The organism is Paenibacillus sp. MY03, from assembly GCF_002165585.1.
Classification (GTDB): domain Bacteria; phylum Bacillota; class Bacilli; order Paenibacillales; family Paenibacillaceae; genus Pristimantibacillus; species Pristimantibacillus agaridevorans.
In genome coordinates this window covers 92054-110147 of the sequence record NZ_MXQD01000013.1, presented here as the reverse complement: position 1 = coordinate 110147, position 18094 = coordinate 92054, and the positions used below count along the sequence as shown (strand labels likewise).

The 18094-nt window shown below is 53.8% G+C and carries 11 protein-coding genes; 9 read left to right on the top strand and 2 right to left on the bottom strand.

The features are described from left to right. The first annotated feature begins 16 nt into the window (after nt 1-16). Nucleotides 17-3223, top strand: coding sequence for an alpha-L-rhamnosidase (locus B1748_RS15375; RefSeq protein ID WP_087568815.1), 3207 nt, complete (start codon nt 17-19; stop codon nt 3221-3223). A 31-nt stretch (nt 3224-3254) separates the two neighbouring features. Beyond that, a complete protein-coding gene (locus B1748_RS15370) occupies nt 3255-5333 on the top strand; it encodes a family 78 glycoside hydrolase catalytic domain (protein WP_087568814.1) in 2079 nt (692 codons plus the stop codon). Nucleotides 5334-5435: 102 nt separating this feature from the next. Here B1748_RS15370 and B1748_RS15365 read toward each other — a convergent pair whose 3' ends face one another. Next, nucleotides 5436-6293, bottom strand: a complete 858-nt coding sequence (locus tag B1748_RS15365) for an AraC family transcriptional regulator (protein WP_087568813.1) — start codon at nt 6291-6293, stop codon at nt 5436-5438. 176 nt (nt 6294-6469) lie between these two features. Here B1748_RS15365 and B1748_RS15360 point away from each other — a divergent pair, with 176 nt between their 5' ends. Continuing rightward, the gene (locus B1748_RS15360; RefSeq protein WP_087568812.1) at nt 6470-8218 is read left to right on the top strand and encodes a glycoside hydrolase family 35 protein; all 1749 of its coding nucleotides are present in this window, start codon (nt 6470-6472) and stop codon (nt 8216-8218) included. 82 nt (nt 8219-8300) lie between these two features. Here the strand turns inward: B1748_RS15360 and B1748_RS15355 are convergent, their stop codons facing one another. After that, entirely contained in the window at nt 8301-10181 is a 1881-nt protein-coding gene (locus B1748_RS15355; RefSeq protein ID WP_179215599.1) for an S-layer homology domain-containing protein, read from the bottom strand. 211 nt (nt 10182-10392) lie between these two features. On the opposite strand from B1748_RS15355, the gene B1748_RS15350 reads away from it, so the two are divergent. From B1748_RS15350 to B1748_RS15325, 6 genes are all read left to right on the top strand, one after another. Then, entirely contained in the window at nt 10393-11115 is a 723-nt protein-coding gene (locus B1748_RS15350) for a metallophosphoesterase (protein ID WP_087568810.1), read from the top strand. Nucleotides 11116-11127: 12 nt separating this feature from the next. Then, a complete protein-coding gene (locus B1748_RS15345) occupies nt 11128-11709 on the top strand; it encodes a P-loop nucleotide/nucleoside kinase family protein (RefSeq protein WP_087568809.1) in 582 nt (193 codons plus the stop codon). Between the two features lie 229 nt (nt 11710-11938). Beyond that, nucleotides 11939-14209 carry an AraC family transcriptional regulator gene (locus tag B1748_RS15340; protein ID WP_087568808.1) on the top strand — a complete coding sequence of 757 codons (2271 nt, stop codon included), beginning with the start codon at nt 11939-11941 and terminating at the stop codon, nt 14207-14209. Between the two features lie 252 nt (nt 14210-14461). After that, nucleotides 14462-15430, top strand: coding sequence for an ABC transporter permease (locus B1748_RS15335; protein WP_087568807.1), 969 nt, complete (start codon nt 14462-14464; stop codon nt 15428-15430). A gap of 30 nt (nt 15431-15460) precedes the next feature. Then, nucleotides 15461-16360 (top strand): carbohydrate ABC transporter permease, encoded by a 900-nt coding sequence (locus B1748_RS15330; protein WP_087568806.1) that lies wholly within the window; start codon nt 15461-15463, stop codon nt 16358-16360. A gap of 54 nt (nt 16361-16414) precedes the next feature. Continuing rightward, the gene (locus tag B1748_RS15325) at nt 16415-18064 is read left to right on the top strand and encodes an extracellular solute-binding protein (RefSeq protein ID WP_087568805.1); all 1650 of its coding nucleotides are present in this window, start codon (nt 16415-16417) and stop codon (nt 18062-18064) included. Nucleotides 18065-18094 lie beyond the last annotated feature (30 nt).

Here is an 18094-nt window from a genome sequence, read left to right as displayed (position 1 = left end):
GGAGGATTAACGGCGCATGCTTACAATTGATGGATTAACGGTAGATTACGCCGACCGGCCGCTCGGGACGGATAACTTGCGTCCCGCGTTCGGCTGGCGGATCGCAGCCGCTCGGCTTGAGGATGGCTCTGATGCGGAACGCGGAATCGAACAATCCGCTTACAGGCTCGTCGTTGCGGAAGATTCGGTAGCGCTGGATCGCGTCGATGGTTTGATCTGGGACACGGGCACCGTGGAGAGCGGCTTGTCGCAGCATATTACGTACGGCGGTCCGCCGCTGCAAGCCCGTCGAATTTATTATTGGAAAGTCAAAGTATGGAACAAGTCGGGCGAGGACTGCGGGTGGAGCGGGGCAAGCCTGTTCGAGACGGGTTATCTGTCCCAAGAGGAATGGACGGCGGACTGGATCGCCGATCCGGAGCGGGTTGCGCCCGAGCCCGAGCCGGATCGTCTGCGCGGCGTCGCAGTGCTGTGGGATCCAGTGGACCAAACGAATCAGGCGGATCAGGCGAATCAGTCGGATCGGGCAATGCCTGAGGAGTCGGCTAGACGATACTTTCGTCTCAGCGTGACGCTGCCGGAGGAAGAGCCGTTGTCGGCGAAGCTGGAAATATTTGCGGCAGACGCGCTGCACATCTATGTGGACGGTCAAGACGAAGGGCTGTATTACCCTTACATGCAGTCGGTCACGTTGGACGTCACGGCTCTGCTAGGCCCGGGCCGCCGGATTATAGCCGGCTGCTCGGACGGGGAGCGGAAGGGATTTGTCGCCGTTCTCGCCGTCATCTATGCGGACGGACGAACCATAACGTATGGAACGGACGCAGGATGGAAAACAACGGGCATGGAAGAACCGGGCTGGATGCTGCCCGAATACAACGACGGCGCGTGGAGGCCCGCAAGTCCGATCGGCGTATTCGGCGAAGGCGACTGGGAGGTCTATAAACGAATTTTGTACCCGGTAAACGCGGGATACGGAATCTGCCCGCAATTCGGCAGAACCTTCCATGTGGCTAAGCAGGTGAAACAAGCTCGCCTCTACGCATCCGCATTGGGTGTGTACCGCGCGGCATTAAACGATCGCCCGGTATCAACGGATGCGCTGGCTCCCGGTTGGACGGATTACCGTATCCGCATACCGTATCAAACGTACGATGTCACCTCATTATTGCAAGCGGGAGACAACCGGATCGAAGCCATCGTCGGCCCGGGCTGGTATGCCGGGCATCTCGGCATTTGCGGTCCGTATCATTACGGCCATTCCGTGGCGTTCCGTGCGGAGCTTCATGTTCTATTCGCCGACGGCACGACGGAAATTGTCCGAACGGACCCGAATTGGCGAGTAACGGACAGTCCTGTCGTGTCCTCGGATTTCTATATGGGAGAAACTTGCGATGCGCGTAACGGACTGCTGGAGTCCCCGTGGAGAAAAGCCGTCCGATCCGACTATGTGCCAAGCGGCCGCATGGCCGCGAGCGAAGGACCGCCCATACGTCCCATGCTCGAGATCAAGCCGCAATCGGTCAGGCGCGCGGACGAGTCGACCTTTCTCATCGACATGGGCCAAAATATAACCGGATGGATACGCCTGCGGTTAAAAGGAACGGAAGGCGCCCGCATTCGCATTCGCTACGCGGAACGTCTTGGAACGGATGGACGTTTGTACCGGGCTAACCTGAGGACGGCCAAACAAACGGATGTCTATATTGCCAGGGGGGACAGAGAAGAAAGCTATGAACCGTTGTTCACCTATCACGGATTTCAATATGTCGAGATCGAAGGGTATCCGGGCGAACTGGAGTTGTCCGCAATTACAGGCATCGTTGTTCACTCCGAGCTTCGCGACGCGGGCGAACTGACGACGTCGCATCCGCTTGTAAATCGATTGATGGACAACATTCGCTGGAGTCAAAGAGGCAACTTCATTGGCATTCCGCTGGATTGTCCGCAGCGGGATGAGCGGCTTGGCTGGATGGGAGACGCTCATATGTTTGCGAGAACGGCGACATTCAACATGAACAGCGCGGCTTTTTACCGCAAGTGGCTGACGGATATTCGGGACGCGCAAGGAGCGGATGGCGCGTTCCCCGATGTCGCCCCGTTCGTAGAGCATTTCGGCAGAGGACATGTGTTTTTTGCCGACGGGGGCGTTATTCTTCCTTGGACAATGTACAAAGTATACGGCGATCGAAGATTTATCGAAGACAATTACGAGGCGATGCAGCGTTATATGGATTATCTGGTGCAAGACAGCGACGAGCGGCTCGTCAGACGGACGGAAAGCTTCGGCGACCACCTGGCTTACGGAGCGGAGACGCCAAGACCGTTAATGAACTTATTCTTGTTCGCATACAGCGTCTCCCTGATGGCCGACATGGCGCGGGTAGTCGGGGACGAGACGGGGGAAACGCGCTATAGGGCGTTGTTCGCCAGGCTGCGAATGACATTCGAGACATTGCATGTGGATGAGGATAGGCGCATAGAGGGTGAATCTCAGACGGCTTATGTGCTTGCGTTGAAGATCGGCCTGTTGACAAACGAGGGCAGACAAGCCGCCATGCGCCACTTGCTCCGGGATATCGAAGAGCGCGGATGGCATTTGACGACCGGTTTCATGGGAGCCAGCTATGTATTGCCGGTACTGTCCGACAATGGCGAGCATGACGCGGCGTCTCGACTGCTGCTTCAAGAATCGTTTCCCTCTTGGTTATACCCGGTACTGCAAGGAGCGACGACGATCTGGGAGCGATGGGACGGCTGGACGGAGGAAAAGGGATTTCAGGATCCGGAGATGAATTCGTTCAATCATTTCGCGCTTGGTTCCGTCGGCGAATGGCTGTACCGCTATCTTGCCGGCATCCAGATTCCCGAAGGGGAATACGGCAGTCAAAGATTTATCATCAGCCCGCTCCCGGCTCCAGGATTCGAATGGCTGCGGTGCAAACACGACACGTTGTACGGGATGATCGGGGTCGAATGGGAAGCGGACGAACACGGTTTAACGCTTGCCGCAACCATCCCTGCTAATACGACAGCGGAAATTGCGGTTCCGGCATCGCCCGGCATGACGATCCGGTTGGATGGCGATCGTGTCGGTGAAGACGCGTTAAAAAGGGATGGAGACGGATGGAGCTTCGTTAGTCGGGACGAACAGACTGCCCGCTTTACGGCAGGCTCGGGCCGCTACGTCTTCCGTGTAAGCGGGCAAGCGGTGACCACATGATGATTCAAGCTTTATCGAGGAGGAATTCGCAATGACCAAACATTCGCAATGGATATGGTATCCGGGCGATTATGAGATATGGCTTCATCAGAAGGCGTCCGTATTAAGGCAATATCGCGGCTATATTTGTCCGCCTTCGTGGCGATTGGATGCTGCCTATACGAGCGTAAAATTCCGCAGAAAGTACGTGTTGGCCGAACCCGCCGAGCTGATCTTGTCCGCTCAAGGGGAATTCGTGGCGTTGCTGGACAGCGATATGACGCCGATTCCGTACAAACGCAACCCGGTTACGTCGATCCGGTTGCCGGCGGGCGAGCATACTTTGTCCATCAACGTTTACAACGACCGGGAAATTCCTGCATTGTACGCAGCCGGTGCTGGCATCGACTCAGGTAACGGCTGGGAAGTGACGGCTCTTAACGGTTCGTGGCTGCCTGCCGCCCATTGGAATTTTGACGAAATCGAACAACCTCCGCAAGCCTTCCCGTTTTCCTATCAAGAGCGCGATCCGGTGTCCGCCGAGCAACGGGATGGGGGAGAATTGATCGACTTTGGCCGTGAAACGTTCGGGTATGTGGAATTTCATGACGTCAAGGGGAATGGCGGTATTCAACTGTATTACGGCGAATCGCGGGAAGAAGCGCTTGCCGGGCAGCTGGCGGAGACGTTCGATGTGCTCGATGTGGACGGCAGTGTTGAGCAAGTATGGCGAACGCCAGTTACCAGAGCTTTCCGATATATACACATCAAAACCAACGATGACGTTGAATGGGGCAGTGTGAAACATCGCTACGAGTTTTTACCCATGGACCAGAGAGGCAGCTTCCGCTCATCCGATGGAAGGTTAAACGACATCTGGGAGCTGTCCGCGCATACGTTGCAGCTGAATATGCGGGAGTTTCTATACGACGGGATGAAGCGCGACCGATGGGTATGGAGCGGGGATGCCAACCTCGGCTTTCTGATCAACAATTACGTTTTTTTCGAGCAGGACGTAACCAAACGAACGCTTATCGCTTTGCGGGGCAAAAACCCGGTTGACATTCATATTAATACCATCATGGATTACACGTTCTACTGGTTCCTCAGCTGCTACGATTATTATTTGTATACCGGCGACTTGACCTTTATCCGCTCCAACTATGCGAACATGCTGAGCTTGATGGAGTTTTGCCTGAATCGCCGCAACGATAAAGGGATGATGGAAGGTTATCCCGAGGATTGGGTATTCGTCGATTGGGCTCCGATGGAGCGCCGCGGAGCCCTAACCGCGGAACAACTTCTGCTTTGCAGAAGCATGGAGACGGTCGCTTATTTTGCCGGGGAGCTGGAGGACGACCGGAATGAACGGAAGTTTGCCGCTCTGGCAGGGGAGTTGCGGGAGCGTATCTTTCAATCGTTCTGGGACGAGGAACGCGGCGCATTTCTGCATGGCGAAAGGAACGAAGAGCTGCAACGGGATATTCTCAAATATCCGAGCATGTTCGGCGTACGGTTCGGTTATTTAAATACTGATCAGCGGGATGCGGTCAAAACGGGTGTCCTGATGAACGAATCCGTGCAGAAGATCATCACGCCGTTTATGCGCTTCTTCGAGTTGGAAGCTTTATGCGAGCTTGGGGAACAAGAGCATGTGTTGAGCGAAATACGCAATTACTGGGGCGGAATGATCGAGCTGGGCGCCACATCCTTTTGGGAGGAGTACGACCCGAACCTGCCGCCCGAGCTTCAGTACGACATGTACGGGGATAAGTACCGCAAGAGTTTGGCCCATGCTTGGGGCGCCGCTCCGATCTATTTGATCGGAAAGTACATTCTCGGCGTGCAGCCGGTCGAGGCTGGCTACAGCCGATACAAAGTTGAGCCGAAGCAAGGCGTCCTGGAATGGATGGAAGGAAAGGTGCCTACGCCGAGAGGAGATATTGCCCTCTATATGGATAGCGACCGAATTGTCGTAACGACCTGTTCGTCGGGTGTCGGTACGTTAGTATTCGGCAGTGAAGGGCTGCCCGAAGCTAGCGAAGGCAAGCTGACGCCGCTGGGAGACAACCGATACGAGCTTCTGCTGGAGAAGCCGGATTATACGTACGAAATTAAGCTGAACCATTAAAGTCGAACCACTTAAGCCGAACAAATAAGCGGATCAGGCCGGCAATCCTTGGGGATTGCCGGCTTTGTCTGCAACGATACTTGCGTTTGCCGGAAGAAACCGTTAATGCTTAGGCCTGAACGCTGTTGGAGAAAGGCCGGTCCAGCGCCGGAACTGCCGGGAGAAGTGGCTGGCCGACTGAAATCCGAGCCGCTCGGCTATTTCGGAGATGGGCATATACGATGCGACAAGCAATTCTTTGGCCAACATCAGTTTGCGTCGGCTAACATATTGGCGCGGCGATAGGCCATATGTTTTAATGAACAGTTTGGTGCATTGGCTGCGGCTCATGTTCAATTCTTTCGCAACGCTTGCGATCGAGAGGTTATCGAAAAGGCCGTGCGAAAGCTTCTCCTCGATCGCATGAGCCGCATCGACGGCGAACGGAGTCACGGAGCCCGCATCTGTCTTGTTCTCTCCCTGTTCGCGAATGAGCATCAGCATCTCACGGATAATGAGCAGGATGTTCGCTTGCAGCAGCAGCTTGTCTTCCAGTTGTGTCCGTGTATTGTCGTTTTTCTCTGAGTCGCCACGCACCTTCATTTCCCGAAGCTCCATGACGTACCTGCTTAGTCTGCCGGATCGTGCGGCTTCAGCGGCGGATACAAGACGGTAAGGGGCTGTGCCGAGCAGGCTGCGAATGTCCAGATCATCCAGGTCGAAATGAATATTAAAAAACTCGTAATCCATGGGGGAAACATTCGTCGTTTTGTGTCTCTCCCCGGCTTTAATGAGCAGCCAATCTCCCGGTCGAAGCGTGATCGTTTTTCGATTAATCTCTTGCTGTACCTCACCGCCGAGACAGCAAAGAAGCTCGAATGAATGATGATGATGCCGGGGGTATTCCCAACCGGAAGGAAAGCTGCCGATTTGAAAGCCGGTTAACTGCAACGTAGAGGTCATGTTTGGAAATTCGATCATGTTTGCATGGCGCCTCGCTTTTTTCGCTAGAGTGTTGCCATTATAGTATCACATGTTACTTCCGTATGGTTGTATGGATAGTTACAAATGGTTTAGAAAATGCACCATTTGGCGATTGAGGATGAAGCCGCTAACTCGGATAATGGAGACAACATGATCTGTTTGGAGGGGTTTTTGTGGCTAAACTTGAAGTAAAAGGCTCGCAATTTTTGCTGGATGGAGAATCGATCCGGATTTTATCCGGCGCCATTCATTATTTCCGTGTCGTTCCCGAGTATTGGGAGGATCGACTGTTAAAGCTTAAGGCTTGCGGTTTCAATACAGTGGAAACGTACATTCCGTGGAATTTGCACGAACCAACGGAAGGTGTATTCAACTTCGACGGATTGGCTGACGTCGAACGATTTATCGCTCTCGCAGGAGAGCTCGGTTTGCACGTTATCGTAAGGCCAAGCCCGTACATTTGCGCGGAATGGGAATTCGGAGGGTTGCCTGCCTGGCTGCTGAGCGATACGGATATTCGGCTGCGCTGCCTGGACGAACGTTACTTGCGGAAGGTAGACTCTTATTACGATGTCCTTATACCAAAGCTGGCGCCGCTTCTTAACACAAACGGCGGACCGATTATTGCCGTGCAGATCGAAAATGAATATGGGAGCTACGGCAATGATCAGGACTATTTGCTGTATTTGAAGAACGGGCTTCACGAAAGAGGAATCGATGTTCTGCTCTTTACCTCGGATGGTTCGACGGACCAAATGCTGCAGGGAGGTACGGTGCCCGGTGTTTTGGCGACAGTGAATTTCGGTTCCCGCCCTGAGGAGGAGTTTAAAAAGTTTAGGGAATACCGTCCCGAGGATCCGCTGTTCTGCATGGAATATTGGAATGGCTGGTTCGATCATTGGCTAAAGCCTCATCACACGCGTGACGGGGACGACGTTGCGGATGTGCTCGATAGGATGCTTGCCGCGGGCTCTTCCGTCAACTTTTATATGTTCCATGGCGGGACAAACTTCGGCTTTTATAACGGAGCGAATTACCATGATAATTATGAGCCTACCGTTACTAGCTACGATTACGATGCGCCGCTGTCGGAATGCGGTGATATTACAGCAAAGTATAAGGCGGTTCGCGAGGTGATGCGCAAACACGGCGCCAAGGTTCAGGAGGATCTTCCGGAGCCGTCTCGCAAAAAAAACTATGGAACAGTTGCAATGGTGGAAGCGGCCGGATTATTTGCGAATCTCGATACGTTGTCTGTCCCTGTTCGTCGCCGCTGTCCTGAGCCTATGGAGAAGCTCGGTCAGAACTACGGTTTTATTTTGTACAGCACGCGGATATCTGGCCCTCGCAATTCTCAGGAGCTCCACCTTCAGAATGTTCACGACCGTGCGCAAGTATTCCTGGGTGGGCGCTGGACCGGTACGGTCGAACGCTGGGATCCTAAGCCGCTTGTTGTGGATATTCCGAAGGAAGGCGCAACTCTTGACATTCTCGTTGAGAATATGGGGAGGGTAAACTACGGACCGCGTCTTAAGGATGCCAAGGGCATTACCGAAGGCGTGCGCCTCGACAATCAATTTCTGTTCGATTGGGAAATTTATCCTCTGCCGCTTGCCGACTTGAGCGCCTTGTCGTACGCGCCTTTCCAACAGTCGAAGACTGCCGAGAATCCGATGTTCTTTAGAGGGGAGCTGCTCGTCGACGATATTGCGGATACATTTATACGCCTCGATGGTTGGACGAAAGGAGTCGTCTGGATCAATGGCTTCAATATTGGCCGCTATTGGGAGCAGGGTCCGCAAAAGACGTTGTATGTCCCGGGTCCGCTGCTTCGCCAAGGCGCCAACGAAATCGTTGTTTTGGAGCTGCATGGTACGGACAAGCCGGATATCGAGCTGACAGACGCCCCGGATCTCGGTTAAGCCATACACTCAACCAAAAAGGGAGAAGGAATAAATCGAAGAAGGAGGGCGGCAATCAGCCGTCCTCCTTTGTTATTGTTAACTACGATACAGGCGTATAAGTAACGTTGTAAGTAACGGTAACCGTTTTGCCGTATTTATTCGTCGACGAGATGATAAAAGTATTGGGCCCTTCTTTCAAGCTCAGGGATTTGGAACTCGAATATTGCCGTTCTTCTCCGATATAAACGATAGGCGAATAATCGTTTTTGTCCGCGGTCGACCAGCTGATCGTAACGGAAGACGAGCTGCTTGCTTCAGGCGCGCGCAACAGGGTCAGCGTTGGAGCAGGCGGATTAAAAGTGATGACTTTGGTAACCTCCGAGCTCTTGCCAAGCTTATTGACCGCTCTTACCGTTATGGTGTTGTCGCCAGGTTGAAGATTTATCGTGGTATACGAATAATAAGAGCCTTGTGCAGTATCATTCACGAAGATTTGCGGGCTTGAATCATTGGGATCCTTGACTGTCCAATTGACGGTTACCGTCTCTTTGTCGGTTGTTTCCGGCAAGGCGCCGACCGAGAGGGTGGCGGATCCAACGTTGAAGGTAATCGTTTTTGTGACCAGGGTTGTTTTGCCCAAGTTATTCGTGGCTCTTACCGTGATCGTATTCTGGCCTTCTTTTAACTGAACTTTTGTTGAATTGCTGTAGCTGGATTGTTGGATTTCGTTAACGTAAACTTGGGGCGAATAGTCGTTTTTGTCTTTGACCGTCCAAGTTACCGTAACGCTCTCTTGGTCTGTGGATGCAGGCAGATCAGGCACGATTAATTCGGGACCTCCGGTAAGGAACGCAACGCGCTTGGTTACCAGCGTATATTTGCCCGCGGAGTTCTCCGCCCGAAAAGTAAGGGTATTTTCGCCTTCCTCGAGCTTGATGGTTGCGGAAGAAGAGTAGCTGGATTGTTTCTCCCCGTTGATATAGACGGCAGGAGAATGATCATTGGCGTCCTTGACGGTCCAGGACACGGTAATTGTTTGTTTGTCCGTTGACTCCGGTACTCCCTTTACCTCCAAGGTAGGAGCCCCTTTTTCGTATTTCACCTGTTTAGTGACCGTTTCGGTTTTCCCTCCGGGAATTCTCGCGGAAATCGTATACGTGTATACCCCTTCCGCTTCCAATTGAATGCCGACCCGGAACTGTCCTTGCACGACTTCCACTTCCTTGTTATTGATGAAAACCTGGGCGCCTTTATTAACGTCCCCGGAAATGTAGACAGTTGGCGAAGACACAGTCTCTGGCGCATCGACGTTGAGCTGCAGGGCCGTCTGATTGTCCGCGGCGGCTCCTTTAATCACGCGGTAAACAAGCGCGGCGGCTTGCGCGCGAGTAACGGGATCTTCAGGCCGAATCGTATTATCCGTATATCCCGTCAGCAACTTTTTCTCCACCGCGAGAGCCAGATAGGTTCGCAGATTCGGAGAGATGAGGTCTCCATCGTAGAATCGGTTTAGAATATTTGGATTTTCCAGATCGTCCGGCAAATAATTCATGGTTTTCACTAAGGCGACAGCAACGTCTTCGCGCGTCGCTTTGGCCGCGGGAAGGAAGAATGCTTTGCCATTCGGAGATGTGTAGCCCGTTAAAAAAGGTTTCGCTGCTTCGACGGGCTTATGCGACCATCTTGTGGTCGAGACGTCCGTAAAGGATTGCGTTTGATCCGTTGGCAGGTCCAATTGGAAAGCAAGCGTTATAATTTGGGCGAATTGCTCCCGGGTGACGGGAGCTTCCGGTTTGAACGTATTGTCTTCGAATCCTCTAAGCACGCCAATGGAAACGAGATTGTTGATTTCGTCAGCGGCCCAGTAGGTTTCGCTGACGTCTTTGAAACCGGTCCCTCCCAGTTCTGCGTTAGCGCCCGTCGGATTGAGAATCGTCAAGACTAGTATCGCTGCTAGAAAGATGGTGCTCCATTTTTTCATCATGTACCTCCAACAAGCATATTTTAGGCAAAGCTAGTAAGTCCTTATACCTATCCTATCATACACCAGATGTCCTATTATGGCGATATGTGGAAAAGAAATAACAGGCTTACGTGCAGAGCGAATTGTCTAACGGGGAGCGACGTTATACAATCAGAGTAGCTTGAAGAACGGTGGAAGTTTGAGCGGATCGGGAGGTCAGACAAAATCTATGAGAAGAACCATCGTCATATCTGATATTCATGGCTATTATGAGACGTTCCTGGCGCTTCTGAATCAAATTCAGTATAACGCGATTCATGACCGGCTTGTTCTGCTTGGAGACTATGTGGATGGCGGGCCGTCCTCGCTCAAGGTCGTGCAGCACGTCAAGGCGTTGTCCAATCTGAACGGGGTGAAGGTCATTGGCGGCAATCACGACGATATGTTCCTGAATTGGCTGGATAACCAGGATTATATCCTTTCGCCTTATACGACAGCCCGCAACGGCGGCACCCAAACCATACGTTCCTTCTGTCCATGGTATATAGACGAAGATGACGATGAGAAAGCGCGAGTCTTCATTAAGCGGAATTATGCACCGGAGATCCATTTCCTCAGAAATTTGAAGTATTTCTTAGAAGACGAACATCATATCTACGTACACGCGGGCATTAACCCCCAGATCAGGCATTGGCGCCAAACGTCAACGAAGGACTTTCGTTGGATAAGAGGGGTGTTCCATGCTTATGACGGAATTCTGCCTATCTCCAAAAAAATCGTGTTCGGTCATGAAGTGACGGCGAGGCTTCATGGGGAGAAGGTGTTCCATCCCTGGTTCGGGAAACAAATGATCGGCATCGACGGAGGCATTAAATTCGGCTACCAGCTTAACGCCTTGATCATTAGCGATGGATTGGACTACACGTACGCAAGCCTAAAGAGCGTGGATTAAGGAGGAGACTGGATGCGCAAGCTTGTTTTTTTCCTGGGAGGGGCGGGAGCGGGCAAGACGACGTTGGCAAAGGAGTTGGCCAAAAGAAGCCGTACCGCGCTGTTCGACATGGATACGCTGCTACGGCCGGCGGCCGAAGCCATCATGACGCAAGCGGGACTGGACCCGAACGACCGCGATTCCGAGCACTACAAATCGAGATGCAGAGACCTGGGTTATCGGCTGACGATGGATGCCGCCCTCGAGAACGTGGAGCTTGGCAACGATGCGTTCGTCATCGGTCCGTTTACCAGAGAGACGGAGGACCCCGACTGGCTGGCTAGCGAGTTGGCCCGGATCGGCGCTTCGTTAAGCGACGTGTCCGTCAAGGTCGTCTTCGTCGCTCTATCCGACGCCGGTCTCTATCGCGAAAGGATCCGGACAAGAGGGTCCGAGCTGGACGCCTGGAAGCTGGAGAACTGGGAAGTTTTCAGCAAGTCGCTCGTTCAGCGCGCCATACGATGGCCGCTGCCAGAGTCGTCGATCCTCTATTTCGATAACTCCGGAGAATTGTCGGCGGACAAGCTGGCGCATTTAGAGCGGTTTATTGGTTGAGTTATTAACGATCCAGCAATCGGCTCGATGCAGGCAAGTTCATAGATAAATAGCGATTTTATTATATGATTGGACACTAATCTTATATTGTCCGAAGCGAAGGATAGGTTGTAAGATAATGGTAGCCATGCAGAGAGATTTCATTTACCAGAAGAGAGAGGATCATACGCAGTTATGAAAGCGTTTACCATTATCGGGCATTGGCAAAAAATTTCATGGGGGGGTCTGTATGAAACGTACACCTATGATGTTGCAGCTCATTGTCATCTTATTTTGCGTTATGGCCGTGCCGACGGCAATCTTGACCTGGTACAGCGGTGAACAGATTTTGCGCAATTCCGAGCAGGCTATCGCGAAATCGACCCTGGAGGGTCTGGATGCCAGCCGCAAGCTGAACGAGAATGCGCTTAACAATCTGGCACAGAATACGGTGCGGCTGACGGCCACCCACATCTTCGACCGAATCCGGCCGTACGAGACGTTCCAGGAACTGAACTCCAGCTTCGATACGGTCACCAACGCGAGAGCCGTTCTGCAGCAATTGCTGAACTTGAACCGGAATGGCGAAGGCGTGCACTCTTCCTTCTTCCATCTGGGGGATGCCGACTACGTCGTCTCGACGGACAAGGGGATCAAGAAGCTGGACTCGTTCGAATCCATCGACTGGCTGGAGGACGCGCTGGAAGGGCAGAGGGGAATTAGCGGCGTGTGGTATCCGCGGAAACTGGATTCGGGCGAGTACGTCATCTCGTACGTGCTTCCGCTTAATCGGCTGTCGACGACGACGCGGGGAACGATCGTCGTTAACATGAAGGAGAACCAGATCGACAACGTATTTCGCTCCTTCGGCACCGCTCAGCGCGGTTACATGCTGCTGAACGGGGATGGTACGGTCATCTCGCACAGCGACAAGGGCATGCTGCTTCGAAATGTCGGCGAGAATACGGTTGTCTCAGGTATACTCGCGCAGAACGAGAGGGAAGGTTATGTCATCCGGGGAAACGCCGGCGAGCGGATGCTGTATACGTGGTCCAAGTCGAGCCGGTACGGCTGGACCAGCCTGAACATTCACTCCGTCGAAGAATTGATGGTCAGCTCGCATGGGATGCAGCGCAATATTATGCTGCTGACCGCCGCCATCATTTTGGCGGGTACCGTATTCAGCGTCTTGCTGGCTACCTGGGTATCCAAGCCGGCGAGAGAGCTGGTCCGTTCGATGCGGTCGCGCGACGGCGTCGTGGTCAAGGGGCGGAACGAACTGGCTTTTCTGGATGCCGCTTTCAAGCGGATGAGAGAAGAAGAGGCAGGGCTTAACGAGCTGTTGCAGATGCGGGAGCAGGATGCCCGCAGCATGGCGGTGCAGCGTTTGATCCGGGGAGAGCCGACGCCGCAGGCTGCGGAGCTGTTCCCTTCCCCTTATTATCTGGCGGCCGTCGTCTCCATCGACCGGTATCGGGTGTACGTCGGCAAGACGAATCCCGAGACGAGGAGCTACCACCGCTATCTGCTGACTACGCACTGCGACAGCCTGTTCCAGGATGGCATTCGGGCACGCAGCGTCTATCGGGGGGACGGCTGCTTCGTCATCGTGATCAACTACGGCGAATCGGAGCGAAACAGCGTCAGCGCGGACATCAATGACGCGCTCTCCGCGATCCGCGACAAGGCGGCCGAGCTGCTGGATCATTCCGTCACGATCGGCGTGAGCAGTCCGGCGGAGGAGAGTCGCGAAGTGATGGACCGCGTCGCGGAAGCGTCGGAGGCCATCAAGCAGCGCATGCTTGTCGGAAGCGGAAGCATCCAGTATTGGCAGGAGGAGAGCGGACGCGATAAAAAGTATATTTACCCCTCCAACAGCGAGAGGCGCATGCTCAATTATTTGGACCAGGGAGACCTTGACAGCATCGCGAAGGAATTAAAAGGGATCGGCGACGAGATTCGCTCCGCCGAATACGTCTCTTACGATAATATTCTCTTCGTCTATCATCAATTGACGGGCGTCACGATCAAGCATTTGAGAGAAAACAACGTCAGCACGGCCAAAATTTTTGCGGGCAGAGGCAATATTTACGCGGCGCTCGCCTCCATCGACACGCTTGACGAGCTCGAAGAGTACGTCTACGAATTTTGCAGGGAAATCGTGCAATACCTGGCGCGCACGCCGGGAGAAACGAATCAGCATGGCGAGCGGATCATCAACTATCTCCAGGAACGCTATCGCGAGGATATCGTCTTCCAGGAGATGGCGAAGGAGATCGGCATCAGCTATTCCTATATGCGCAAGATCGTCTACGAGATGACGGGCCAGAGCCTGATCGACTACCTCAATCAGCTCCGTATCGAGAAGGCGAAGGAGCTGCTGCTGGATCCCGGGCTTACGATCGCGGGCATCGCCGCCGAGGTCGGCTATTATAACGTGCAGAGCTTCAACCGATTTTTCCGAAAGTTCGAGGGAATGCCGCCGAGCGGCTACAAGGCTTCGAAGTGCCGGACTTCCTAAAGCCCATCCGAAGCTGCCTCCTAAGCCGTCATGGCCAGGGAAGGCAGCTTAACTTTTGCTCATGGCCTATCAGAATTGATCATAAGGCACCCCAAGAAGCTCGCAGAATCAAGGAAAAGATCAAAAGTGAAGGGCGATAATCAAACCTCATGATTTACCGCCGCGAAATGTAAGCGCTATGATTAGGGCAATCCCGAAGCGGACCACAGTCGGAATGCGAGCGGATAAGTCGGGTCAAAAGGAGGTGAAACTTTGAAAGCTGGAGGAACTGCGGAGGTGGAACCAACAACCGCTTCCATACGGTACGCAGGCACAAAACGGGGTCTTTTCTATTATCTTCGCCGGGATTGGCAGCTCTATGCGTTATTGCTGATCCCGCTGTCGTTCGTCCTTCTCTTCAAGTATGCGCCGATGTCGGGACTGATGCTGGCATTTAAAGAGTACAAAATCGCAAAAGGATTTTGGGGAAGCGAGTGGGTCGGGCTCGAAGTGTTCCAGGAGCTGTTTGCCAAGCCCGAGTTTTTCAAGGCCGTGCGCAACACCCTGCTGCTCAATGTGCTGGATTTGCTCTTTAGCTTCACGATGCCGATCGTGCTTGCGTTATTGCTCAACGAGATTAGGGGCACGCTTTTTAAGCGCGTGAACCAGACGCTGCTCTACCTGCCGCACTTCCTGTCCTGGGTCATTATCGGCGCCATCGCCTACCAGCTGCTCGGAGAAGGCAGCGGCATGATCAATAATCTGATCGAGCAGATGGGCGGGGACCGGATTCCGTTCTTGCAGAAGGATACCAACTGGCTGTTCAGTTATCTGGCGATCGGCGTGTGGTACAGCATGGGCTGGGGCACGATTATTTATCTCGCGGCCATTACCGGCGTCAATCCCGAGCTTTACGAAGCGGCAACGATGGACGGAGCGGGGCGGCTGCGCAAAATGTGGAACGTGACGATTCCATCCATCCGCATGACGATCATCACGCTTCTTATTCTGAGTCTCGGCAACGTCATGGGCGGCTCGTTCGAGAGAATAATCGGTCTGGCGAACAAAGCGACGACCGAGTTCACCACAACGATCCCGGTGTTGGTCTACCGCTGGGGCATCGAAGGCGGCGACTTCAGCCGCGCGACGGCGCTTGGCTTGTTCCAGGCGGTCATCGGACTTATCCTCGTCGTCATCGCCGACCGGATCGCCAAGAAGCTTGGCGAAGACGGACTGTTCTAGGAAGAGGATGTTCAAGAAAGGAGGAAAAGCATGAAAGCAAGGGGGAAACCGGCCGCGGCATCCCGGCGCCATCGCATCGACGTCTGGGAATGGCTGATTCGCCTGTTCGTGCTGATGGCATCGCTGGCTTGCCTGCTGCCGTTCGTTCACGTTGTTGCCAAGTCGCTTAGCGACGATGCCTATGTCATCGCCCAGAAGGTATTTCTCGTTCCGCAAGGCTTTACGCTGGAGGCATACGGCAAAATTTTTGCGGATGCGAGCATTTTGCGTTCGCTATATGTAAGCGTTCTCGTGACCGTCTTGTTTACGATACTCGGCATGATCGTCACGATTTGCGCGGCTTACCCGCTGTCCCGTCCGCAGCTGAAGGGACGCGCGGTGTTGACCTTCCTTTGCGTGTTCACCCTGCTGTTTAGCGGGGGCATCATACCCGACTACATGCTGATCAACAGCCTGGGGATGCTGGACACCATCTGGTCGCTGGTGCTGCCGCTGTCGTTCAGCGCCTTTAATCTCTTGATTCTAAGGAGCTCCATCGCCAGCAACATTCCCGTCAGCCTGGAGGAATCGGCGAGAATCGACGGCGCGGGACACTTCCGTATTCTGTTTAGCGTCGTGCTGCCGCTCTCCAAGCCGATTTTGGCGACCTTGTCCCTTTTCTACGCGGTGGGACGCTGGAACGCCTATCAGGATGCCTTGTTCTACATCAAGTACAATATCGATCTGCGTCCCTTGCAGCTGAAGCTGTATTATCTCGTTATCCAAGCGAGCGAGAGCTTCCAATTGGAGGCGACGACCGTGCAGCTCAGCAATCCGGAAGTGCTTAAGGCGTCCGTCGTGGTGTTCGCGACGCTGCCGATTGTATGCGTGTATCCGTTTATCCAGAAATATTTTGTGCAAGGCGTCATGCTGGGGTCCGTCAAGGGTTAAAAGGTTAATCTGCCGTCCCGAGCTTCGCGAATACGACAATATGGGGGTATTACGATGAGCAAAAAAAGATTGCTGGCCATGTCCATGGCCGTTATCATGAGCACGGGGCTGCTGGCCGCCTGCTCCAACAATAACAACGGAGGCGGCGCAGCGACGAGCAGTCCGGCTCCGACCGCGACAAGCGGCAGCACGGAGCAGCCAAGCGAAGGTTTCCCGGATTATTCGAAAGGCTTCCCGCAGAAGGTTAATCTGGAAATTCCGGTCTACGAGCGGGCCTTCGAAGGCTGGAACGTTACCGACAATTACTACACGCGCTGGGTTCAGAAGGAATTCGGGGACAAATACAACATTAACGTCAAGTACGTGCCGATTACGCGCAACAACGAAGTAACGGATTTCGAGCAGCTCCTGGCCGCTCAAAAGGCGCCTGATATCATTTTCCATTACGATATGCCGCAGGCGCTTGCGTATTACGGCGAAGACGTCATGCAGGAGCTCGATTGGGAAGAGATCGCCAACTATGCGCCTACTTATTGGGGCAATTTGAGCGAGACCATCCAGCAATACGGCGTCGTCGACGGCAAAAATACGTTCTTTTTCGCGGCCCGTCCGGATACGGACAACTTCGTTTCCCTTATCCGCAAAGACTGGGTGGAAAAGGTCGGCATGAAGGTGGAGGATCTGACATCGCTGGAGAAATACAACGACATGCTCGTGAAGTGGAAGGAAGCGGGACTCGGCGTGCTTGGCGGCTCGCTCACGCGCAACAACTACAATTATAGCTATGCTTTCCGCGACTGGCCGATTGATCCGAAATACCGCGCGCTCTACTCCGACCTCGCCGCAGCGGACTTGACGACGAAGGATTCCGAGGAATGGCTGCGCAATCTCAACTACCAATTCAACAATGGCCTCATTGACAAGGAATTTTATCTTCGTGATGACGACAACAAGATCAAGTCCGAGTTCGTAGCAGGCAGAACAGGCACGTACGGGCTTTATCTCGCCAGCAATACCGACGTTTTCGAAGCGACGTTAAAAAACAATCCGGGCGCCGAATTCGCCGTCGTGCCGCCGTTCGCGGGCATACCGGAAGGCGGAGTGCCGCAAGCCAGGGCATACTGGCCGTTCGGTTTCATTATGGGCATCAACTACTTGTCTACGCCGGAGGAGCGGGCGGCCGTCTGGATGTACCTCGAATGGATGAGCCAGCCGGAGAACCTGTTCGTGTTCCAGAATGGCGTGGAAGGCCAGAACTACACGCTCGACGCGGACGGCCTGCCGGTGAAGACGCCGGATTTCAAGGGCGAATCCGTGCTTTCGCAGAATAACAACAAGGACTACTGGGCGCTGGTGACGGAAACGCCGGTTTACGCGACTCCGGAGCTGACGCGCAAGGCGAACCTGCGGAACTGGGCGCCGGTAGGCTACGAATATCTGGCCGAGGATCTGCTCAGATACCGCGACGAGACGGCTCAATACCGGACGCCTGATGCCTTGTTCACCGTCGTGCTGGAGAAGGTAAACGAATACAAGGCCGATCTGAACGCGCTCTTTCAAGAGCTGTACCTGAATATCGTACTCGCGCCGGAAGCCGAATTCGACGCAAAATACGAGGCGGCCAAGAAACGTTACCTCGAAGCCGGCTACCAGGAAATTCTGGACGAAAAACAGAAAGCGATCGACGCCGGTCAATTCCGGTAAGAACCGACTTGGCCGGCCGAAGGGCCCTGC